Here is a 23614-nt window from a genome sequence, read left to right on the forward strand (position 1 = left end):
GCTTATTTTATACCTTTGTTTCAAAGGTAAACCTTAAAAACTTAGATGGAAAATAAAAGTAAAGTTGATTTTGAAGTGTTAATTTCAACCATGAATAGAACTTCGCTTGATTTTCTATATTATATGTTTCAGCATAATGATTTATCCAAGACTCGCGTCCTTATTATAAATCAAACTATTAAGGGTAAAGAATTAATGTCTACTCTAGAAAATGTGAGGGTTTTTAATGTTTTAGATAAAGGTATAAGTAAAAGTAGAAACTTAGCCATAGCTAATGCTGTTGGAGAAATTTGCCTAATAGCTGATGATGATGAAGTTTTTGTAAAAGGATTTAAAGAAGTTGTTTTAAATACTTTTCATGAAAATAAAAAAGTTACCTTAGTCAGGTTTAAAATAGAAACTTTTGAAGGGGATCCTTTCAAAAACTATTCTAAATTAGACACTAAAAAAATTAATGTGCTAGATATTTTATCCACGTCATCAATTGAGGTTGCTTTTAAACGACGTGAGGTTGTAAACAAGAAAATTATATTTAATGAACGTTTTGGACTAGGAGCGGAATTTAAAATGGGAGAGGAGCAGTTGTTTTTAAATAAAATAAAAGAAAGCGGTTTAAACATGATTTATAAAGCAGATACCATTGCTTTTCACAATAAGATGTCTACTATAAATAAAACGACAGTTAAAGACAAGTATTTAGCGCAAGGAGCCGTATGTTATAAGCTATTTCCAAAAACCATGTGGTTTTGGATTGTATTAAAACTGTTTTTTGATCTTAAACAAAACAAATTAAAATTTAAACAAATAAATAAAGCCATTCAGTACTCAAAACAAGGAAAGAATAAGCTTTTAAATTTATCAAATTGAATACAATTAAAGATATAGAAATAATAGATTTTCCTGTCGTAGAAGACTCCAGAGGGAATTTAGCTATTGTAGAAAAACAAGTTCTGCCTTACGAATTTAAGCGTGTATATTACTTATACGATGTTCCAAGTACCTCTTACAGAGGAGGGCATTCTCACAAACAACAACACGAAACACTTGTCGCTATTTCAGGGAGTTTTGAAGTTGTTTTAAACGATGGTACTCAAGAACAAAGTTACTTTTTAAATAAACCTAACAAAGGATTACATATAAAACCAGGTATATGGAGAGAGTTAAAAAACTTTTCTTCAGGAGCGGTTTGTTTAGTGTTGTCTTCAGATGTTTATCTAGAAGAAGATTACATAAGAGATTTTAATGAATTTTTAAAATCTCGAAAGTGAAACTGCTTTATATAACGCCGCACATTAATGGCGCTGGAGGGGTTCAAAGAATGCTTTCAGTTAAACTTAATTATTTTGTAGAGCATTTAGGCTACGATATAGTTGTGTTGTTTTCTAATGAACGACAAATGACACCTCATTTTTCATTTCATAAAAAAATTGTTTTTCATACACTCGATTTACCTCATAGAAGAGGTCTTTCGTATTTAACAAAGTTTAAAAAGCAAGTTACATACTTTGTAAACCAAGAAAAACCAGATATAGTTTTGGTTGTAGATAATGGTTTAAAAGGAACTTTAGTACCAAGATGGATTAAAGGCACGCCTACTCTCTATGAAAGGCATGGTTCAATTAAAGAGCTTCCTACCGTTGGAGGAAGTGTTTTTCAAAAAATAAAGAATGTATTTGTAAAGTCACCTATTTTACATTTAGCTAAACAGTTTACAGCTATTGTTGTACTTAATGAACAAATGAAAAAAGAGTGGGAACACAAAAATATTTGTGTTATTCCAAATGCACTTTGGTTTAATCCCAAAGTAATAGAACATGAAAAAAAGAAGAAGAAAGTCATTTTTGTAGGAAGGTTGACTAAAGAAAAAGGAGTCGATTTTTTACTTGAAATATGGAAAATCCTTTACAGGAAATTTCCAGATTGGGAACTTCATGTATTTGGAGAGAACACCAAAGAGTTTTCATTAATCACAAATAAGAATAGGAACATAATACACCATCAACCAGTAAAAAATGTAGATGAAATTTATGACGATGCTTCGCTTTTGTTTTTACCTTCTAGGTACGAGGGATTTGGTATGGTGATTTTAGAAGCTATGGCTTATGGTATTCCTAGTATTGCTTTTAATTGTCCTGTTGGGCCGTCTTCTTTAATTCAGAATGGAGACAATGGAGTTTTAGTAAAATATGCTAATATAGAAGAGTTTGCATCTAAGGCAGAGTTGCTAATGCAAGACGAAAACTTAAGAAAGAAACTATCTGAAAAAGCTTTTGAAACTCTTAAAAGCTATAATGTAGAAAAAATAATGAATCAATGGGAAACGCTTTTTAAGCAAATGATATCTAATAAAAAAAAGTAGAAAAGTAATTTTAAGACGTTATTTTACAAAAATACCCTAATCTGTACAAATCAAATAGAAATAAGCTAGGCGAGTGGCTTTTTAGATTTTTCTCAATGGGCTTATTAAAAATTGCAACCAATTTTCCGAAGAGATAATGTAACCTCAGATTTTTAATTTTTTGGTAAGCTTTTATTAAGCTAATATTGTTTTCTGGGATTTTGTTATTCAAATATAAACCAGCCAGTGTTTCTACAGCACGTTTTGTTTTTTCTAGATATTTATAATTATCATCTAGACCATAGTGATAAACTTCATTGTTAATATGTTTTACTTTTATTTGTTTTGTTTTAAGTAAAGAACCTAATAAATAATCCATGCCATAATTATTATCTAGATGATTTTTATTAAGTTTTAGATAAACAGTTTTTTTAATCAAAAAATTAGCGGAGATAATAATTTTATATGGTGTTTTGTTTCTTATAGAAGCGCAGACCTCTTCTCTTTGTTTGCCAAAAGTATAACGTAAGGATTTGTTAAGAGAATATGAAGACTTTTTGTAAGCAAAACCTCCAAAAAAGGCATCGTAACTATTTGGGATTTCTTTAAGATAATTGGACAAAAAATCATGATTTTTTGGAAATGTATCAGCATCAAGAAATAATAACCAATTATAATTTGCTTTACTAGCTAATTTAACTCTTGTTCCTAAACTTCCTATATTTTGGTTGTTTTCAATAAACACACTATTTTTTAATGTATTTATTTTTTGGTTTTCAACATTTATGGGCGAATTAGAACCATCATCAATACATATAATCTCAAAAATTGTATTACTTGCTATTGCTTGCTTTTCAATTTCTTTGGCTAACGGATAAGCATTGTAATTGTATGTGGGAATTAAAATTGAAAGCATTCTGAGTAATGATGTTTTTTAGGGCTTACTCCTTAATAAAAGTATTATTTTCTCTGCACCACTTCAAAAACCTGATTATCATCGCATTTTAAAGTCTTACTAGGATATTTTAAAAGCAAGGCATAGTCATGTGTAGCCATGAGAATAGTATTGCCGTTTTTATTAATATCTCGAAGCACTTCCATAACTTCAACACTAGTTTGTGGGTCAAGGTTTCCAGTAGGCTCGTCGGCCAAAATAAGTTCTGGGTTATTTAATAAAGCACGCGCAATGGCAACACGTTGTTGCTCTCCACCTGAAAGTTCATGGGGAAACTTAAAGCCTTTAGTTTTCATGCCAACCTTGTCAAGAACTTCATCAATTCTAGTTTTAATGTCGTTTTTATCTTTCCAACCTGTAGCTTTTAGTACAAACGCCAAATTTTCGTTAACAGTCCTGTCTGTAAGTAGTTTAAAGTCTTGAAAAACAACACCTAACTTTCGTCTTAAAAATGGAATCTCTTTTTCTTTAAGTGTTTTTAAATCAAAGTCAACAATTTGCCCCTCACCTTTTGTTAGCGGTAAGTCTCCGTAAAGAGTTTTCATAAAACTACTTTTACCAGTTCCTGTTTTTCCAATTAGGTAAACAAATTCACCCTTGTTAACATCTACATTAACATCGGTTAATACTAAGTTGTTACCTTGATATATTGAAGCATCTTTAAGATGAAGTACTGTTTGCATAAAGTTTTGCTATAAATTTTGAAGTAAATATACTGTAAATTACAAAGTAAACAATTAAAGGGAAAAAAGGAATACAAAATCTAGAATTTGATCCGTAAGCAACTAATGCTTGAGTTAAGGAACCAGATAATACAATAGCTACTAAAAAAAGATTAAAATCCATGTGCTTATGTTTAATAAAAGACCACAGTTTTTTAAACCCAAAAACAAGAAATAGTATGTTAATCGTTATTAAAAGGTACTTTTGAAAGTAAATCCAAAAGCCAATAAGAGCTTTTCTAACTAGTTTATTTTGAAATTTTGAAACATTCCAGAGAATGGCTTCTGTAGAACCCCAAAAGTCTTTCCAAGAAATTAGGACTTGTTTTACGTACAAATCGGGGTGTTTTTTAAATAAATTTATAGAAATACGTTTTAATTCTTGAGAAAGCTCAACACGAGTTAATTGGGTTTCTTCTAAGAGTTCGTCGTGTGCTTTCCAAACGCTCATAGGGTAAACATGGTATGGCTCGTTTTCTTTAACAGCGTTTCTGTGTTTAACAAAAATATCTCGAATAATATAATCTTCATCAGGTGCAAGGTGAAAAAATGAAGTAGCTGTTTGAGCCAAATTAAAACCAAGGTAATAACTACTTGTAAATAGCCCAATATTTTTTTTGTTTAATGTATTCCAACCATAAAAAACCAAAGCCGGAAACATAATAACAATTAACGTTTTATAAATACTTTTTATATTCCAAAGAAGTACTAGGCGGTAAAGAAAAAAACCTAAAGGAATATATATAAACATGGGTCTTGTAAGGTATAACGCGCTATAGATTATAGATAAAACACCTAAATGTTTAATAGAGGCTTTTTGGGATAGTAAATTATATTTGGAGATAAACCAAAACGATAGTAAAAGAAGGCTTAGTGTGAGTGTTTCTGTTAAAATAGCAAATTCGAAAAAGACAATATTTATAAAGGAACCAAAAACAAATGTTACCCAAAAAGCAATATCTTTTCGTTGGGTTTGTTTAAAACTTAACTGGAATAAAAAATACATATTTGCCAACCCAAAAAGTAACTGACACAGAACCGTTATTTTTTGACTATTGCCACACAATGCTAATAGCGTTGGGAAACCCGGTGTTCTTTCTCCGGTGTAACCTTGTAAGCTCCAATTAGAAATGTACTTAGCTAATGTAATATAATCTTCGCTGTCTGGGAATATAGTAACCGACTGGTAAGTAAACACAAAAAATACCCTTATTAAAACACTATAAATAAGTAAAAACTTTAAAGGTGACTTTAAAACCGATGCGTATAGTTTTTTTATGATCATTTTCTTGAAAAATAAAGCTTTAAGAGGTCGAAAGGAATTATTAAAATATCTAAAAAACTAATTTTAGATGCGCCAACATCGCGCCAATACTCTAAAGGGATTTCAAGAATGTTGTTTTTACAGTAGGCTTTTCCGTATTTATGTTTCATTCTAAGTAGTAATTCTACATCAAAAAGCCACTTGGTTTTAAAAGGTGTTTTAAAAAGCTCTTTTGCTAAAGGTGCGTCAATGACTTTAGCACCACATTGGGTGTCGTAAATTCCTAATTTTAATATACACGAATCTATAAGTGTGGCAATAATTCTACCAAATAAATGTCTTTTAAGCCGCCGGTTAATTGTTGCACCAGACCGTTTTACCCGAGATCCCATGACAAAAGGCATATTCTTAGTGTGAGCTATTGTAATTAAACGTGTTATTTCTGATAAAGGTGTAGAAAGATCAGCATCTAAATAGCCAATAGTTTTGTAATGATTGTTTAAATGTAAAAGACCTTGTCTTATAGCTTCGGCTTTTCCTGAGTTTTTTTCTAAAGCTAATAACGAAACCGATAAGAAGGAATCCGATATATCTTTTAAAACAGCTAAGGTATTGTCTTGGCTACCATCATCCACAAAAAGTAAGTGAATAGAATTATTGTTTTTAGAAAACGCTAAAAAATCTTCACTTGGCAATCTGTTTGCTTCGTTATAACAAGGAATGATAATGCAAGTGTTTGCCATAAATATTTAAAAACAAGGAAACGATTTTTGTAAATGTATTATTAAAAACCTAAACCATCAAAGGTTTTTAAGGTAAGCTGTGTTACAACAGGTCTATATAAATCATTTTTTTTTAGTGTTTATAATTATAACAGAATTCTAACGTTATAAAATGTATAGAAAAATTATCTTTGAACTTAATATAAACAAATCATATACTTTATGAGTCTTAATAGAGTTTTCCTTTTCATTATAACTCTTTGTTTTTGTGGTGTAACCTATGCACAACAATCCGCAGCATACACTAGCGAATTAGTAGATTACCAAAAAGCCCTTTCGTTATATAACAACCATCAATACTTAGCAGCGCAAACACTTTTTAAACAAGTGAAAAAAATGGCTGAAACAGATGTTTTAGAATCTGATTGTGCCTTTTATATTGCCAATTGTGCGGTAAGATTAAATCAGCAAAACGCCGATACCTTAATGGAAGATTTTGTTGAAGATTATCCTACAAGCACCAAACGAAATACAGCTTTTGTAGATGTTGCCGACTATTATTTTACTAACGGAAAGTATGCCTATGCCAAAAAATGGTATGATAAAGTAGATGAAAACTCATTGGCAGGCAACGAGCGTGAAAAATTTAACTTCAATAATGGTTACGTCGCCTTTACAACCAAAAACTATAAAGACGCTAGGAAATATTTAAGTCGTGTTGAAAACTCTAAAAAATATGGCTCGCAAGCTAAATACTATATTGGTTTTATGGCTTATGAAGGCGATGATTACGACCAAGCAACACAATATTTCGATCAAGTTAGCGACCAAGAAAAATACCAAGAAAAGCTATCCTATTATCAAGCCGATTTAAACTTTAAACTAGGTAAATTTGAAAAAGCTATCGAGTTAGCTAAAGAGCAATTACCAAAAAGTAATCGCGAAGAAATTTCAGAACTTAATAAAATTATAGGCGAAAGCTACTTCAACTTAGAGCAGTATGAAGAAGCACTTCCTTACTTGAAAGAATATAAAGGAAAGCGTGGTAAATGGTCCAACACCGATTATTACCAATTAGGATATACGTATTACAAGCAAAAAGATTACGATAATGCAGTAGCCGAGTTTAGCAAAATTATAGACGGAAAAGATGCCGTTGCTCAAAATGCTTATTATCATTTAGGCGAAAGTTATGTGCATTTAAATAAAAAACAAGAAGCTTTAAATGCGTTTCGTAATGCCTCACAAATGACTTACGATTTAAAAATTCAAGAAGATGCTTGGTTAAACTATGCTAAGATTAGTTACGAAATAGGAAATCCTTACCAATCGGTGCCACAAGTATTAACCCAGTATTTAGAGGCTTATCCAGATACTGCATATAAAGATGAAATAGAAACGCTTTTAATCGATTCTTACATTACCTCAAAAAACTACAAAGAAGCTTTAGAGTTACTAGAAGGAAAAAATAGCTTCGAAAATAAAAAAGCGTATCAAAAAGTGGCCTTTTATAGAGGTGTAGAGCTTTATAATGAAGGCGATTATCAAAACGCTCAAGACTTTTTTAATAAGTCGCTAAAAGAAGAAATAAATCCTACTTATACGGCACGAGCCATTTTTTGGAAAGCGGAAACAAATTATAATTTATCAAATTACGCCGATGCTTTAATTGGTTTTAAACAGTTTAAGCAAATAGAAGAAGCGTCGACAACAAAAGAGATAGCAAACATTGATTATAATTTGGCCTACACGTATTTTAAACAGAAAAACTATGCACAAGCCATTACCTTTTTTAATCAGTTTATAAATAAGCATAAGAACGATAACGTTAGGTTAAATGATGCTTATTTAAGGTTGGGCGATGTCAATTTTGTATCTAGTAAATATAACGATGCTATTAACGCATACAGCGAGGCCATAAAAATTAATCAGGTGAATTCAGATTATGCCTTTTTTCAAAAAACAATGAGTATTGGTTACGCTGGAAATCCCAATAAAAAAATCACAGATCTTAACACATTTATAGAGCGTTACCCAAAGTCAACCTTGCGTGACGATGCCATGTACGAGCTGGGAAATTCTCTAGTAAAAGCTAATAGAAATTCAGAAGCGTTAAGTATGTATAGTCGCTTAAACAACGAATACCGTATGAGTACCTTTGTGCCAAAGGCTAAATTACGCCAAGGTTTGGTGCATTATAATTCTGGAACTAACGATCAAGCTTTAACCAAGTTTAAGCAAGTCGCCGAAGAGTTTCCCAATACACCAGAAGCAAATCAAGCAGTTGCCACAGCACGTTTAATTTATATCGACTTAGGGCAAGTAGATGCTTATGCTGCTTGGGTGCAAACGTTAGATTATGTAGAAGTGACCGACGCCGATTTAGATAATACCACTTACGAATCGGCAGAAAAAAAGTATTTAGATGGCCAATCAGATGCTGCAATTCGTCAGTTTAATGGATATTTAAATCAATTCCCAAAAGGATTACATGCCTTACAAGCGCATTTTTATGTCGCACAATTGTACTTTAAAAAAGATTTAAAAGAAAATGCGTTGCCACATTATATGGAGGTTGTTAATAGAACTTCAAATGAGTTTACAGAAGAAGCTTTATTGCGTGCTTCACAAATTGAACTAGAGCAGAAAAGTTGGTATAAAGCAATTCCGTTATTAGAACGTTTAGAGGTTCAGGCTAGTTTTCCACAAAATGTGGTTTTTGCGCAATCTAACTTAATGAAAGCCAATTATCAATTAGAACAATATGAACAAGCCGTTTCCTACGCAGAGAAAGTACTTGAACAAAACACCATTGACAATAAAATAAAAAGCGATGCCTATTTAATTATAGCACGTTCGGCTATAAAAACAAGCAATGAGCCAAAAGCAGAACAAGCTTATCAAGAAGTTGAAAAAACAGCTACAGGCGAAGCCGCTGCCGAAGCCATGTTTTACAAAGCTTATTTTCAGCATAAAAAAGGCGACTTCGAAACCTCTAATAGTACAGTTCAAAATTTAGTAAAGAATTTTTCTGGATATAAATATTACAGTGCAAAAGGATTGGTTATTATGGCGAAAAACCATTACCAACTAGGCGATGCTTTTCAGGCAACTTACATTCTTGAAAGTGTGATAGAAAACTTTAAAGGTTACGACGATGTTGTTGCAGAAGCCCAGGCCGAGTTGTCTAAAATTAAAGCAGAAGAAGCTAAAACCAACATGTCTGTTCAACCAGAAGATTAAAAAAATCAGTCAAAAACATTAAATGAAATTTATGCGCAAGCACATGAAATATTTATCCGTTGTATTATTTACTTTAACAGGAATGTTAAGTTGGAGTCAAGAACGCGACAACGATACCATAGGAACTAATGTAATTAATGTTGTAAAACCTTATACACCATCGATTTCCGATGCCTTTAAGGTTAAGGAAACCCCATCTTTAGATGATGAGGTTACCGCAACAAAAAAAGAGGTGAAATATAATATTTTTTCGTTTCCTGTGGCGTCTACATTTACACCAGCAAAAGGAAAAGCCGCAACAGTAGAAAAAGAAAAGCCAGCGAAATTATATGATAATTATGCCACTTTAGGCTTTGGTAGTTATACCACCATTTTAGGTGAAGTATATTTAAATCATGCTATTAGTAGAACAGATAATGTTGGTGGATATGTTAGCCATCATTCTTCTCAAGGTGGTATTGAAGAGGTGTTGCTAGACGACCATTTTTACGACAGTGAGATAAATGTAAATTACTCTAGAACATTACGAGATTTATCTTGGAATATTGAAGGTGGATTTTTGCATCAAGCTTATAATTGGTATGGTTTACCACAACCGTATTTTACCACAGAATCGCCAGAAGCAAACATGGATGTAAACCATACATTTTATGGCGCTAACATAGGAGGCGATATTCAATTTGAAGACACTTATTTAAAAAATATAGATGTCTTGTTTAGACATTTTGGCGATGATTATAGTTCGGCTGAAAATAGATTTAAAGCCACGGCAACAGCAGATATTCCAATTGTTGATGAAGAAATCACAACAACTTTAGTGCTGGATTATTTAGGCGGGAGTTTTGATAGAAATTATTATACCAGTGAAGCGTTAAAATATGGTAATTTTAATATTGGATTAAAGCCAACCTACAGAATGATTTACGACGATTTAACATTAGATTTAGGTGTTTCTACTTTTTATTTAAACGATATAGAGAATAGTGATAATAAGTTTTACATCTATCCAAACATTTCGGCGTCTTATAAAGTGGTTAATGAGGTATTAATTGCCTATGGAGGCATAAAAGGAGATTTAATTCAAAATTCTTATTACGATTTTGCACAAGATAACCCATTTGTGTCGCCAACATTATTTATTGCACCTACCAATCAGCAATACAATGCTTTTGTAGGTTTAAAAGGAAAAGTGTCTAATAGTGTAAGTTATAACATTAAAGGGGCGTATTTAGCCGAACGTGATAAAGCTTTGTTTAAAAGTAACGAATTGGTTGTTAACGGTGCCGAAGAGGTATATCAGCATGCTAATTCTTACGGCCTTGTTTACGATGATGTGTCTACATTTAATATTGGTGGCCAATTAAGCGTAGATATTAACCGTAACTTTACTTTAGGTATTAAAGCCGATTATTTTGCGTACGATGTAGATAATCAAGAAGAAGCTTGGAACTTACCAGAAATTACAGGATCGTTGTTTATGGATTACCAAATAAACAAACATTGGTTTGCCGGCGCAAACATTTATTATGTAGGCGAACGAAAAGCGCAAATGGATTATACCAATTCTTTAGTGCCTGTTACTATTGAAACAATAGCATTAGATAGCTATTTCGATGCCAATGCCCATGCTGGGTATCATGTAAACGATAAATTATCAGTATTTGCAAAAGTAAATAACATTGCCAATCAAAATTATAACCGTTGGCTAAACTATCCGGTACAAAGTTTTCAAGCTTTAGCAGGAGCAACCTATAAATTCGATTTTTAAGAGCATTAACTAACTACCAATCATTTTTTTATCAATGAAAAAGCTTTTAACCCTATTAATAGCCATTACAATATGGTCATGTGCAAAAAATAAAGAAGTCGTTGACACTGTAATTGTAAATGCTAATGTGTATACAGTAAATAACACTTTTGATAAAGCTGAAGCCTTTGCAGTAAAAGATGGTAAATTTGTTGCTATTGGTACTTCAAAAGCAATTACAGATAAATTTGATGCCGAAAATATCTTAGACGTTTCTGGTAAAACGATTGTACCAGGGTTTATCGATGCACATTGCCATTTTTACGGATTAGGACTAGAGCAAAATCGAGTAAATCTTGCAGAGACCTCTAGTTTTGATGAGGTTATGAAACGTGTGTTAGATTTTCAAAATACCAAACAAACTAATTTTATAATAGGTCTCGGTTGGGATCAAAACGATTGGGAAGAAAAAGCCTTTCCAAACAATAAATTGTTAAATGCCCTTTTTCCTAATACGCCAGTTGCCTTAACTAGAATAGATGGGCATGCTATGTTGTGTAACCAAGCAGCATTAGATTTAGCGGGAATTACTAAACAGACAAAAATTGAAGGGGGAGAAGTCGTTATTGAAAATAACGAACTTACAGGTATTTTAATTGATAACCCTATGGCGATGGTTGAGGCTGTTTACCCAAATCCAACCAAACAAGAGCAAATAAACGCTTTATTACAAGCCCAAGATATTTGTTTCGATTTAGGACTAACCACAGTTTCCGATGCTGGTTTAGATAAAAGCGTCATTCAGCTTATCGATAGTTTACAACAAACAGGAGGTTTAAACATGCGCGTGTATGCTATGGTGAGTAATACCCAAAAAAACCTTGACTATTACTTAAACAATGGGCCAATTAAAACCGATAAACTTAATGTGCAATCGGTAAAAGTATATGCCGATGGTGCTTTGGGATCACGCGGAGCAGCGTTAAAAAAAACTTACAGCGACAAGCATAATCATTTTGGAACGATGGTAACAAACCCTAAAAACATTAAAGCATTGGCCAAAAAGATTGAACAAGCAAACTTTCAAATGAATACGCATGCCATAGGCGATTCGGCGAATAGAGTTGTACTTCAAGCATACAAAGCTGCTTTAAAAGATAAAAAAGACAAGCGTTGGCGTGTAGAACATGCGCAAGTTTTAACCAATAATGACATTGAGTTTTTTAAGGATAGTAACATTATTCCATCGGTGCAACCTACACATGCCACGAGTGATATGTATTGGGTTGAAGATAGGTTAGGGGCAGATAGAATTAAACAAGCTTATGCTTATAAGGAGTTGTTAAAAGCTTCTGGAAAGATTGCGTTAGGAACCGATTTTCCTATAGAAAAAGTAAGCCCATTTTTAACATTTTATGCCGCTGTTTCCCGACAGGATTTAGAAGAATTTCCAGAAGGAGGTTTCCAAAAAGAAAATGCGTTAACACGTGAGGAAGCTTTAAAAGGGATGACCATTTGGGCGGCTTATGCTAACTTTGAAGATCAAGAAAAAGGAAGTATTGAAAAAGGTAAATTTGCCGATTTTGTTATCCTAGATAAGGATATTATGGCTGTTGAGGTAAACAAAATACCTACTATAAAAGTTGAAAGCTTATTTATTGATGGAGAAGAGCAATAGCTTTTAAGCTAACGAAAGTTTAGCTAAATAATCAAAATGATCGCCCTCCATAATTAAGTCGCATTCTAAACCAACAGCTTTGCAAGCAGTATAAAGCGTGTTAAAATCAAGATATAACCATTTCATAGGTAATTCTTGTTCGCCTTTATAGCTTAAAAAGTAATCCAATTCGCCATAGTAATTCGCGTTGGTGTCAATCCAAAGTCCGCCGTCATCATCTTCATACATATAAGCAATATCAGACGAATCAATTAAAATTTGTCCGTTTGGATTTAAAAGACTTTTTAAATGGGTTAGGTGTTTTGAGACTTGTGCTATTTCTTGAAAAATTCCTGTGCCATTCATTAGCAATAAAATGGTATCAAAAGTTTCGGTTTCATTCAAAACAGATGCTAACGCAACGTTTTTAACACCTCTTTTTTTAGCCACTTTTACAGCACCTTTAGAAATATCTATCGCTTTAACTTGTAGTCCTTTTTCTTGTAAATACAAGCTATGGCTTCCGCTACCACAACCAATATCCAAAACAGTGCCTTTTGCTAGTTGAAGCGCTTTTTGTTCTAGCTTAGGCATATTGTTATAACTTCTAAACAAATAAGGAAGCGGTAACGTATCCTCATCAGAAATATTTGTAGCTGTTGTAATGTCTTCGGTATAATTACCGTTATGGTAATCTAATAAGGCTTTACCAAAAATATCTTTCATATTTATTTTCTATGGAAAAGAGAAACTCTTTTTATGTTAACTAAAAGTTTAAGTATTTTTACCCTATGCAAGAGCAACTAGATAATTTACCAGAACGCGCCAAAGATAAGCATAAGGAAAATAAAGAGTTCTTTAAAAAGCTAAAAAAGAAACCGCCAAAGCAATTGGATTATATTATGCAAGAACTTCATGAAGAGGAGTTTGAAAAAACCGATTGTTTAACCTGTGCTAATTGTTGTAAAACTACTGGGCCGTTGTTTACAGATAAAGATATACAGCGTATTTCTAAACATTTTAGAATGAAACCATCGCAATTTATTGACCAATATTTACGCATTGATGAAGATAACGATTATGTGTTGAAAAGTGTACCGTGTACATTTTTAGGTGCCGATAATTACTGCATGATTTACGATGTAAGACCAAAAGCATGTCGTGAGTTTCCGCATACTGATAGGAAGAAATTTCAGCAAATTTCAAACTTAACCATGAAAAATGTGGCTATTTGCCCAGCAGCATTTAATATTGTTGAAACCATGAAAAAGCGCATTAAATTTTAATTTATTACATCAAACTTTTTATCTTTAAACACAAAAAGTTACTTTATTGGAAAGTATTTTAAACTATTTCGAAACTATTCCTTCCTTACACCGTAGCATTTTATTGGTTGGGGGGATTACTTTTTTTTGGGTATTAGAAGGTGCAGTGCCGTTGTTTAAATTCAACTATAAAAAATGGCGTCATGCTATTCCTAACTTCTTTTTTACACTTACCACTATCATCATCAACTTTGGATTAGCGTTTATACTACTTAAAACAGCCGATTGGGTAAAAACAACTAACTTTGGAATTATAAACTGGCTGCCCGAAATGCCACTCTGGTTATACGCTATTTTGGGCGTGATGTTGTTAGATTTTTTTGGCGCGTATTTAGCACATTATGTCGAGCATAAAGTAAAACCATTATGGATGGTGCATTTAGTACATCATACCGATCATAAAGTCGATACAACAACAGGAAACAGGCATCATCCCATAGAAAGTGTCATACGATTTGCTTTTACTTTACTAGGGGTGTTTATTATTGGTACACCAATAGCTTTGGTGTTCTTATACCAATCACTTTCTGTTATTTTCACACAATTAACACATGCCAATATTAAACTGCCCAAAAAAGTTGATAAAATATTAAGCTATTTTTTTGTGTCACCAGACATGCATAAGGTTCACCACCATTATGTATTACCATATACCGATTCTAATTATGGTAATATTTTCTCTGTTTGGGATAGATTATTTGGAACATATGTGGAATTAGATAGAGAAAAGCTAGTGTACGGCGTAGATGTATTTCCTTATGAAGATGAAAATAGCCGTATAAAAAACTTATTAACCCAACCCTTTCAAAAATATAAAAAGCCCACAACTCTACCTACAAATGAAATCTCTTAAAACAGTATTTGCTATTACATTGTCAACAATTATTATGAGTTGTGAACATAAGAATACCATTGGTGTTCAAGGTCACAGAGGTTGCAGAGGGATTTTACCAGAAAATTCGCTGCCAGCATTTAAAAAAGCTATCGAGATAGGAGTAAACACGCTTGAACTAGATTTAGCGATTTCAAAAGATAAAAAAGTGGTTGTTTCTCATGAACCTTTTATTAGTCGGTTTTATTGTTTAGATCCAAGCGGCGCAGAAATTCCTAAAGAAGTAGATAAACTGTTAAACCTTTATACTATGAATTACGAGGTGATTAAACAGTTTGATTGTGGTAGTAAAAAACACGAACGCTACCCAGAGCAGGAAAAGATGAAAACCTACAAACCTTTATTAAATGAGGTTTTTGTTATGGCAGATTCTTTAAACGAGCACATTAAATATAATATTGAGTTAAAAGCGAGACCAGAATACGATAATGTGTATACACCAGAGCCAAAAGAGTTTGTAGAACTTGTTTTAAAAGAAATAAATAACCAACAAGTTTTTAATAGATGTAATTTGCAATCGTTTGATGTGCGTATTTTAGAAGAAATAAAACAACAAGCACCTAAAATGGATGTCGCGTTGTTAATTGATGATAACGAAGAAATCGATGACAAATTAGCTAAACTATCTTTTAAACCAGAGATTATTAGTCCTTATTATGAGCTTCTTATAAAAAGCGAGGTGAAAGATTACCAAAAGCAAGGGTTTAAAATTATTCCATGGACGGTAAACGAAGTCGACGATATGAAAGTTATGATAGATTTTGGTGTAAACGCTATAATTACCGATTACCCCAATAAGTTAATCCCATTGTTGAAAGACTAACTTTAATTATACAACAAATACGGTTTGCGCATCTTCTCGTAAGCATTTAAGTCTAAAGCCCAAGTTTTTTTAATTTCGGAAACTGTTAGCCCATCTTCAATTTGTTTTTGAAGTGTTTTGGTTCCTGCTAACTTGGTGAAAAAGCTATTAAAAAACGTTGTTTGGTCACTCGTATTGTTATAAGCTTCAATTAGATAATTTAAATCTAAATGATTTAGTTGTTTAATGTGGCTTAAGTTTTTTCCGTAGCACAATACATCTTTGTGTTTAGGGTATTTTGCGCCATCGTTAGATTGTGGTGTGTATGTGTAAGTGTATGTATTTTGACTTAAAAACGGACTGCCAAAAACTTCAAAAGGTGTTTTTGTGCCGCGACCAGCATTAACATTAGTGCCTTCAAAAAAACATAAACTAGGATATAAGTTTATCGCTTGATCTGTTGGCAAATTAGGAGATGGTTTTATAGGTAAGCTATATGGCGTTTTATGCGAATAGTTAATCATTTTAATAACAGATAAACCGCAAGACACACCATTTTTCAACCAACCTTCACCATTAATCATTTGGGCATATTCACCTATGGTCATACCATGAACAATAGGAACAGGATGCATACCAACAAAGCTTTTGTATTCTGGTTCTAAAATAGGGCCATCAATGTAATGTCCGTTGGGGTTTGGCCTGTCCAATACTAAAACCGAAATGTTATTTTCGGCACAAGCTTCCATAACATAATGTAATGTAGAAATGTAAGTGTAAAATCTAGCCCCCACATCTTGAATATCAAAAACAATAAGGTCTATATCCTGTAATTGTTCTGGGGTTGGTTTTTTATTGTTTCCGTATAACGATACAATTGGCAAACCTGTTTTTGTGTCTATACCATCTTTTACAATTTCACCGGCATCTGCTTTACCCCTAAAACCATGTTCTGGGGCAAAAACGGCTTTAATATTTATGTTAGAATTATAAAGTGAATCTACAATATGCGTATAGTCATTCTCGTTAAAAATAACCGATGTTTGGTTTGCTACAATACCAATAGTTTTACCTGTTAGTTTAGGAAAGTAATCTTGTGTTTTATTGGCACCAACAACAATAGGTTTTTTTATTACAGAATCACGACTTGTTTCTAAGACTTGATTTTTTATAGGTGTGTTGAGTAACGATTTTTCTTTTGGAGAGTTTCCGCAAGAAATCAATACTAAAACAAATAATAAAACTGTATTTTTGAACATCTTTAAAAGTAAGCGCATAGTTTGAATTTCGAATATTTTACAGCAAAACGCATAATTGATAATAAAACGTATAAAAGTAGCGTTTCGGCACCAATTATAAAAATTGGAATTACTGCTATTGCTATTGGTGTGGTGGTGATGCTTATTTCTATTGCCACAGGGATTGGGCTACAACATAAAATCCGTGATAAAGTATCGGCCTTTAACGGACATTTAATTATTTCAAACTTCGACAGTAACAATTCACAAGAAAGCGGCGCACCAGTTTCTATGGAGCAAGATTTTTACCCAGAATTTTCATCGGTTAGTGGTATAAAGCACATTCAAGCTGTGGCAACAAAACTTGGTGTTATTAGAACCGAAACCGATTTTGAAGCTGTTATAGTTAAAGGTGTTGGTGGCGATTATGATTGGAGCTATTTTAAAGAGTTTTTAGTCGATGGTGATTTACCAGATTATTCAGGTAAAATGAATGAAGATGTCTTAATATCGGAATATTTAGCGAATAGAATGCATTTTAAAGTGGGCGATAAGTTTATAACCATGTTTAGGCGAGAAGACGATCCTAACAAACCGCCACGAATGATATCGTATAACATAGTAGGTATATATAATTCTGGTTTTAGCGATTTTGATAAAACCTATATAATTGGCGATTTAAAGCATTTGCAACGCATTAATAAATGGGGTGAAAATCAAGCTGGGAATTTTGAGATTTTTTTAGATGATTATAGCCAGATAAACGACAAACTCATCGAAGTTTACCAAAATACGCCATCACAACTTAATAGTTATTCGGTTGAAGAAAAATACGCCTCTATTTTCGAATGGATAAAAATTTTCGAAAATAACATTTACGGTATTATAGGTGTTATGATACTAGTTGCGGGAATTAACATGATTACAGCGTTGTTGGTTCTTATATTAGAACGTACACAAATGATTGGCGTTTTTAAAGCTTTAGGAAGTAATAATTGGAGCATAAGAAAGATATTTTTATACAATGCATCTTACCTTATTTTACTAGGTCTGTTTTGGGGAAATGTAATAGGACTTGGTTTATTATTTGCACAGAAATACTTTAAGTTTATACCATTAAACCCCGAAGTGTATTATGTTACCGAAGTCCCTATATACTTAAACCTAAGTTATATCTTACTATTAAATTTAGGGACATTTTTAATGTGTTTAATCATGCTTTTAGTGCCATCGTATTTAATTTCTAAAATATCTCCAGTAAAAGCCATGAGGTTTGAATAGGATGGAAATAAGAATTGATTAACTTTTATTTTCAAACAATACACGTAACTTTGCCGCACAAAAAATTATAGAGTGGAATACGCAAAAAATATTTTAGAAACCATAGGTAATACACCACTGGTTAAAATAAATAAACTTACCAAAGATTTACCTTGTTTAGTATTAGCCAAATATGAAACCTTTAATCCAGGAAACTCGGTTAAGGACAGAATGGCCTTAAAAATGATTGAAGATGCCGAAGCCGATGGGAGACTAAAACCAGGCGGAACAATTATTGAAGGAACTTCAGGGAATACAGGAATGGGATTGGCATTAGCTGCCATTGTAAAAGGGTATAAGTGTATATTTGTTATAGCCGATAAACAGTCAAAAGAAAAAATTGATGTGCTTCGTGCCGTTGGTGCCGAAGTGGTTGTATGCCCAACAAATGTTGCTCCAGAAGATCCACGAAGTTATTATTCGGTATCTAAAAGAATGGCAGAAGAAACACCTAATGCTTGGTATGTTAACCAATACGATAACCCAAGCAATACAAAAGCACACTACGAAAGTACTGGGCCAGAAATTTGGAAACAAACCGATGGTAAAGTCACGCATTTTGTTGTTGGTGTAGGAACAGGAGGAACCATTTCTGGCGTAGGAAAATATTTAAAAGAACAAAACCCCAATGTGAAAGTTTGGGGCGTAGATACTTATGGGAGTGTTTTTAAAAAGTACCATGAAACTGGGGTTTTCGATGAAAATGAAATCTACTCTTATGTAACCGAGGGTATTGGTGAAGATATTCTACCTAAAAATGTAAATTTTGATATTATAGATGGCTTTACCAAAGTAACCGATAAAGACGCAGCAGTTTACACACAAAGATTAGCGAAAGAAGAAGGTATGTTTTTAGGGAATTCTGCTGGAGCAGCCATAAAAGGTGTGTTGCAATTAAAAGAACATTTTAAAGAAGACGATGTAGTAATTGTGCTCTTTCACGATCATGGTAGCCGCTATGTTGGAAAAATGTTTAATAACGATTGGATGAAAGAACAAGGGTTTTTAGAGTAAAAAACCAACGTTTCAAATAACAAATAAAGAAGAAGCCCAAATGATGTTTTGGGCTTTTTTATTGCTATATAGTCTAAACTACACTATATTAGTTACATGCAAGAAGCGTTTCTACATTATATTTGGAAACATAAAAAGTTTGATGTGTTGCACGCCCAAACAACACAATACGAAAGTTTAACTATAACTTCAGTTGGGCAACATAATCACAATTCTGGGCCAGATTTTTTTAATGCTCAAATACGAATAGGTGAACAGCTTTGGGCGGGAAATGTAGAAATACATATAAACTCTAGCGATTGGTTTGCACATCATCACGAACAGGATAAAGCTTATGATAATGTGATTCTGCATGTGGTTTATAACCACGATACCGATATTTTTAGGCAAGACAATTCGGTATTACCAACTTTAGAACTAAAGAATTACATCTCCAAAGACATATTATCTAATTATAATAGCTTACTTGCCAAATCGGAAAAGTGGCTTAACTGTGAAAATCAAATTAATTTAGTAGAAGATTTTATTATTGATAATTGGCTTGAACGTTTATACTTTGAAAGGCTAGAAGATAAAACCAACGTTATACAACAACTTTTAAAAACATCTAACAACGATTGGGAAGCCGTGTTGTTTAAGCTGTTAGCTAAAAATTTTGGATTGAAAGTTAATGGCGAGGCATTTTTTAGCATGTCGAAATCATTCGATTTTTCTGTAGTTAGAAAATTATCATCAAAACCAGACGAATTGGAAGCTTTGTTTTTTGGACAATCTGGATTATTTAATGAGGTTTCAGAAGTTCCGTACTTTCTTGAGCTATCTTCAAAATACAATTTTATAAAACAAAAATTTAGGTTATCTAATGAGTCGGTTTTACCATTAAAGTTCTTTAGGTTGCGCCCTAAAAACTTTCCAACCATAAGGTTGTCTCAATTGGCTATGCTTTACAGTACACATCAAGGGCTGTTTTTTAAAGTAATAAATGTAAAGAACAAAAAAGATATTTACGAGATGTTTAAAACAGGAACATCAACATTCTGGGAAACACATTATACGTTTCAAAAAGAATCAAAAGCCACTCAAAAAAACTTATCAAAATCTTTTATAGATCTCTTAATTATTAACACCATTATTCCTTTAAAATTCGCTTATAATCAATCTATTGGAAAACGTAATAACGAAGCCATACTAAAACTAGTAAGTCAAATAAAACCAGAAAAAAACCAAGTGATTACTGCATTTAACAAGTTGCGTCCTATGGCAAATTCGGCATTACAAACACAAGCGTTACTGCAACTTAAAAATAAGTACTGTAATTATAATAAGTGTTTGCAATGTGCTATTGGCAATACGTTAATTGCAAAATAAACCGTTACTTTGTAGTATGAATATTTTTTATAAAGCATTACTATACTTTCAAAAAAGAGGCTATTATGTTTGTCAGCGTATTGCCGACCGTTTGGGTATTCGTGCAAAAGTTGTAAGAACATCTTTCTTATATTTAACTTTTGTAACCTTAGGTTTTGGATTTGCCCTGTATTTGTTTATTGCTTTTTGGATGCGAATAAAAGACTTAATCTATACAAAGCGTACCTCGGTTTTTGATTTATAACATTTATGAATAATACTTTCTTAAAACTTTTTAAGTCTCGAATTTACACGGCTATACTGTTATTGGGTTGTGTGCTTGTAATAGGTGTTTTTGGCTATCGGTTTATGTCTGGATATTCCTGGGTAGATTCGCTTTACATGACGGTTATTACCATTACCACAGTTGGTTTTGGAGAAGTGCAACCACTTGACGAATACTCTAAAGTTTTTACCGTATTTTTAATCTTAGCCAGTGTCGTTATTGTAGGTTTTGCCATTAGCGTGATTACCGAATACATTTTAAGCAAGAATAATTTAGAAGAATTAAAGCAAAAAAAAATGCAAAAGAAAATAGACCAATTAAACAATCACATTATAATTTGTGGTTATGGCCGTAACGGAACGCAAGCAGCAAGAAAGCTATTGGCTTATAACAAAGCTTTTGTGGTTATAGAAAAAGATAAGGAACTAATTGATAGGTTTACCGATGATGACATGCATTTTATTCATGGTAATGCAAATGAAGATGAAACTTTAATACAAGCAGGCGTTAATAGAGCAAGTACTTTAATTTGTGCTTTACCCAACGATGCCGATAATCTTTTTGTTGTGCTTTCGGCAAGGCAACTAAACAAAAACCTGTGTATTATTAGTCGAGCATCGCAAGAGACCTCGTATAAAAAATTAAAATTAGCCGGGGCAGATAATGTTATTTTACCAGATAAAATAGGAGGCGACCACATGGCATCGTTAGTTGTTGTGCCTGATTTAATAGAGTTTATTGATAATTTATCTATTGTTGGTAAATCAAATATTAATATAGAAGAAATAGAAGTCGAGAAACTCTATAATGTATCAACAGTAAAAACAATTAAAGATTTAGATTTAAGACAAAAAACAGGCTGTAACGTGATAGGCTTTAAAGATGGCGAAGGCGATTACGTAGTAAACCCAGAAGCCGAAACACGATTAGTGCCTAATTCTAAGATTATTGTACTAGGTCGCCCAGAGCAAATTCAAAAGCTAAATACAGTGTATAACATTGATTAGTAACTTCCCATTTTAACGCGAGATGTTTTAATAACTCATTTTTTTTTAGCATCTTGTCGGCTTTAACAATTTATTTTCTAAAAACTAACTAAAAAATAACACAACAATGAAGAGATATCTTCTTACTTTTTTTACTGCAATTTTACCTTTTTTAACGTTTGCTCAAGAATCAACTTCCGAGAAGTTTGACAGACTTTTTAAAGACTATACAGGTTGGTTTGTAGATGCTATTTTTTATGAAATACCTTTTTCCGATACATTTCAAATTCCATGGGTGCTCATCGTTTTAGTAGGTGGCGCACTATTTTTCACCTTTTACTTTAAACTTATAAATATTACAGGGTTTGGAACTGCTGTAAGAGTGGTACAAGGTAAGTATGAAGACATTGAAAAACATGGAGCCGATACACTTTATGGAGATCCAACACCCAATGAAGATCACAACATCATAGAAACCCTAAGAGATGATAGTGCACATGGCGAAGTGTCGCACTTCCAGGCTTTAACCGCAGCATTATCGGCAACTGTAGGATTAGGAAATATAGCCGGAGTAGCCGTGGCCTTATCTATAGGTGGACCAGGAGCAACCTTTTGGATGATTATTGCTGGTTTATTAGGAATGGCTTCTAAATTTGCCGAGTGTACTTTAGGGGTAAAGTATAGAGATGTAGGCGAAGATGGTACCGTATATGGTGGCCCAATGTATTATTTGTCAAAAGGATTAAAAGAAAAAGGAGCTGGTGGATTAGGTAAAATTTTAGCTGCCATATTTGCTGTTTTTGTTATTGGAGGTTCTTTTGGTGGTGGAAATATGTTCCAAGCTAATCAAGCTGCAGCTCAGTTTACTAAGCTTTTTAATTTTGAAAGCGATAATGCAGGAATGTATTTTGGTTTTGTAATGGCAGGTCTTGTAGCAATTGTTATTATTGGAGGAATTAAACGTATTGCCTCTGTAACAGAAAAAATAGTACCGTTTATGGCGGGTATTTATGTATTAGCCGCATTAATCATTTTAGGCGCTAATTTTACTTTAATCGACGATGCTTTTGGTTTAATTTATGACGGTGCATTTACAGGTCTAGGAATTGCCGGAGGTCTTGTTGGTGTAATGATTCAAGGAATTAGAAGAGGAGCCTTTTCAAACGAAGCCGGGGTTGGTTCTGCAGCAATTGCACACTCCGCTGTACGTACAAAATATCCAGCTTCTGAAGGTATTGTAGCATTATTAGAGCCTTTTGTCGATACTGTTGTAATCTGTACAATGACGGCATTAGTTATTGTAATTACAAATTTTGATGGTGGATTTATGCAATATGGTGTAGAAATTAAGGAAGGGGTAGAAATAACAGCAAGTGCCTTCGATACCGTTATTCCTCATTTCTCAGTGATACTTACAGTAGCTGTTATATTATTTGCCTTTTCAACTATGATTTCATGGTCTTATTATGGGATGCAAGGATGGGCTTATTTATTTGGAAAAGGAAAAATAACCGATTTAATTTATAAATTTCTTTTCTTAATTTTTGTAATTGTTGGAGCATCTATTAGTTTAGGAGCAGTAATAGACTTCTCTGATGCTATGATTTTTGCTATGGTTGTACCTAATATAATAGGTGTCATTATGCTATCTCCAGTAATTAGAAAAGAATTAAAAAAATACATGAATGCTATTAATAAGAAAGAAGATGCTCTAGAAGATGGAGCCGAAGACTTGACCAAGCATATGTAATAAAGT

The 23614-nt window shown here is 32.9% G+C and carries 21 protein-coding genes; 15 read left to right on the forward strand and 6 right to left on the reverse strand.

The genetic code is table 11. From position 1 onward, the window contains the following. The first annotated feature begins 45 nt into the window (after positions 1 to 45). Genes EJA19_RS09510 through EJA19_RS09520 form a run of 3 tightly spaced genes read left to right on the forward strand, consistent with a single transcriptional unit; the run spans position 46 to position 2359 of the window. Positions 46 to 867, forward strand: coding sequence for a glycosyltransferase family A protein (locus EJA19_RS09510; protein WP_125468143.1), 822 nt, complete (start codon positions 46 to 48; stop codon positions 865 to 867). Continuing rightward, the gene (locus tag EJA19_RS09515) at positions 858 to 1268 is read left to right on the forward strand and encodes a sugar 3,4-ketoisomerase (RefSeq protein WP_394342053.1); all 411 of its coding nucleotides are present in this window, start codon (positions 858 to 860) and stop codon (positions 1266 to 1268) included. The genes EJA19_RS09510 and EJA19_RS09515 overlap by 10 nt, the downstream gene beginning before the upstream one ends. Continuing rightward, the gene (locus tag EJA19_RS09520; protein WP_125468145.1) at positions 1265 to 2359 is read left to right on the forward strand and encodes a glycosyltransferase family 4 protein; all 1095 of its coding nucleotides are present in this window, start codon (positions 1265 to 1267) and stop codon (positions 2357 to 2359) included. Before EJA19_RS09515 ends, EJA19_RS09520 begins: the two co-directional genes overlap by 4 nt. A gap of 10 nt (positions 2360 to 2369) precedes the next feature. On the opposite strand, the gene EJA19_RS09525 is transcribed toward EJA19_RS09520, so the two are convergent. The 4 genes from EJA19_RS09525 to EJA19_RS09540 are packed head-to-tail and all read right to left on the reverse strand — an operon-like array spanning position 2370 to position 6022. Next, the gene (locus tag EJA19_RS09525) at positions 2370 to 3254 is read right to left on the reverse strand and encodes a glycosyltransferase family 2 protein (protein WP_125468146.1); all 885 of its coding nucleotides are present in this window, start codon (positions 3252 to 3254) and stop codon (positions 2370 to 2372) included. A 44-nt stretch (positions 3255 to 3298) separates the two neighbouring features. Next, a complete protein-coding gene (locus EJA19_RS09530; protein ID WP_125468147.1) occupies positions 3299 to 3976 on the reverse strand; it encodes a cell division ATP-binding protein FtsE in 678 nt (225 codons plus the stop codon). Beyond that, positions 3954 to 5300, reverse strand: a complete 1347-nt coding sequence (locus EJA19_RS09535) for a hypothetical protein (RefSeq protein WP_125468148.1) — start codon at positions 5298 to 5300, stop codon at positions 3954 to 3956. The genes EJA19_RS09530 and EJA19_RS09535 overlap by 23 nt, the downstream gene beginning before the upstream one ends. After that, complete coding sequence (locus EJA19_RS09540; protein ID WP_125468149.1) at positions 5297 to 6022, reverse strand: glycosyltransferase; 726 nt, start codon at positions 6020 to 6022, stop codon at positions 5297 to 5299. Before EJA19_RS09540 ends, EJA19_RS09535 begins: the two co-directional genes overlap by 4 nt. A 201-nt stretch (positions 6023 to 6223) precedes the next feature. Here EJA19_RS09540 and EJA19_RS09545 point away from each other — a divergent pair, with 201 nt between their 5' ends. From EJA19_RS09545 to EJA19_RS09555, 3 genes are read left to right on the forward strand one after another with little or no spacing between them, the layout of a single operon-like run. After that, positions 6224 to 9244 (forward strand): tetratricopeptide repeat protein, encoded by a 3021-nt coding sequence (locus EJA19_RS09545; RefSeq protein WP_125468150.1) that lies wholly within the window; start codon positions 6224 to 6226, stop codon positions 9242 to 9244. 43 nt (positions 9245 to 9287) lie between these two features. Continuing rightward, complete coding sequence (locus tag EJA19_RS09550; protein WP_240640263.1) at positions 9288 to 11012, forward strand: TonB-dependent receptor; 1725 nt, start codon at positions 9288 to 9290, stop codon at positions 11010 to 11012. Between the two features lie 34 nt (positions 11013 to 11046). Then, entirely contained in the window at positions 11047 to 12669 is a 1623-nt protein-coding gene (locus EJA19_RS09555) for an amidohydrolase (RefSeq protein ID WP_125468152.1), read from the forward strand. A gap of 3 nt (positions 12670 to 12672) precedes the next feature. Here the strand turns inward: EJA19_RS09555 and EJA19_RS09560 are convergent, their stop codons facing one another. After that, positions 12673 to 13374, reverse strand: coding sequence for a class I SAM-dependent methyltransferase (locus EJA19_RS09560; RefSeq protein WP_125468153.1), 702 nt, complete (start codon positions 13372 to 13374; stop codon positions 12673 to 12675). 65 nt (positions 13375 to 13439) lie between these two features. Between EJA19_RS09560 and EJA19_RS09565 the strand changes: the two genes are divergently transcribed. From EJA19_RS09565 to EJA19_RS09575, 3 genes are read left to right on the forward strand one after another with little or no spacing between them, the layout of a single operon-like run. Further along, the gene (locus EJA19_RS09565; protein ID WP_125468154.1) at positions 13440 to 13934 is read left to right on the forward strand and encodes a YkgJ family cysteine cluster protein; all 495 of its coding nucleotides are present in this window, start codon (positions 13440 to 13442) and stop codon (positions 13932 to 13934) included. A 46-nt stretch (positions 13935 to 13980) separates the two neighbouring features. Then, positions 13981 to 14826, forward strand: a complete 846-nt coding sequence (locus EJA19_RS09570; RefSeq protein WP_125468155.1) for a sterol desaturase family protein — start codon at positions 13981 to 13983, stop codon at positions 14824 to 14826. Next, positions 14813 to 15688: a glycerophosphodiester phosphodiesterase family protein gene (locus tag EJA19_RS09575; protein WP_240640264.1), complete on the forward strand. Its 876-nt coding sequence runs from the start codon at positions 14813 to 14815 to the stop codon at positions 15686 to 15688. Before EJA19_RS09570 ends, EJA19_RS09575 begins: the two co-directional genes overlap by 14 nt. A gap of 2 nt (positions 15689 to 15690) precedes the next feature. Here the strand turns inward: EJA19_RS09575 and EJA19_RS09580 are convergent, their stop codons facing one another. Further along, on the reverse strand, positions 15691 to 16944 hold the full coding sequence (locus EJA19_RS09580) for an exo-beta-N-acetylmuramidase NamZ family protein (RefSeq protein WP_125468156.1): 1254 nt from the start codon (positions 16942 to 16944) through the stop codon (positions 15691 to 15693). Positions 16945 to 16947: 3 nt separating this feature from the next. On the opposite strand from EJA19_RS09580, the gene EJA19_RS09585 reads away from it, so the two are divergent. From EJA19_RS09585 to EJA19_RS09610, 6 genes are all read left to right on the forward strand, one after another. Next, the gene (locus EJA19_RS09585; protein ID WP_125468157.1) at positions 16948 to 18186 is read left to right on the forward strand and encodes an ABC transporter permease; all 1239 of its coding nucleotides are present in this window, start codon (positions 16948 to 16950) and stop codon (positions 18184 to 18186) included. A 72-nt stretch (positions 18187 to 18258) separates the two neighbouring features. After that, on the forward strand, positions 18259 to 19239 hold the full coding sequence (locus EJA19_RS09590; RefSeq protein ID WP_125468158.1) for a PLP-dependent cysteine synthase family protein: 981 nt from the start codon (positions 18259 to 18261) through the stop codon (positions 19237 to 19239). Between the two features lie 96 nt (positions 19240 to 19335). Continuing rightward, positions 19336 to 20607, forward strand: coding sequence for a DUF2851 family protein (locus EJA19_RS09595; protein ID WP_125468159.1), 1272 nt, complete (start codon positions 19336 to 19338; stop codon positions 20605 to 20607). 16 nt (positions 20608 to 20623) lie between these two features. Further along, entirely contained in the window at positions 20624 to 20851 is a 228-nt protein-coding gene (locus EJA19_RS09600; RefSeq protein WP_125468160.1) for a PspC domain-containing protein, read from the forward strand. A 5-nt stretch (positions 20852 to 20856) separates the two neighbouring features. Beyond that, positions 20857 to 21879, forward strand: a complete 1023-nt coding sequence (locus EJA19_RS09605; RefSeq protein ID WP_125468161.1) for a potassium channel family protein — start codon at positions 20857 to 20859, stop codon at positions 21877 to 21879. 106 nt (positions 21880 to 21985) lie between these two features. After that, complete coding sequence (locus EJA19_RS09610; RefSeq protein WP_125468162.1) at positions 21986 to 23608, forward strand: alanine/glycine:cation symporter family protein; 1623 nt, start codon at positions 21986 to 21988, stop codon at positions 23606 to 23608. Positions 23609 to 23614: the final 6 nt, after the last annotated feature.

The organism is Mangrovimonas spongiae, from assembly GCF_003944795.1.
In the GTDB taxonomy this organism is placed as follows: domain Bacteria; phylum Bacteroidota; class Bacteroidia; order Flavobacteriales; family Flavobacteriaceae; genus Mangrovimonas; species Mangrovimonas spongiae.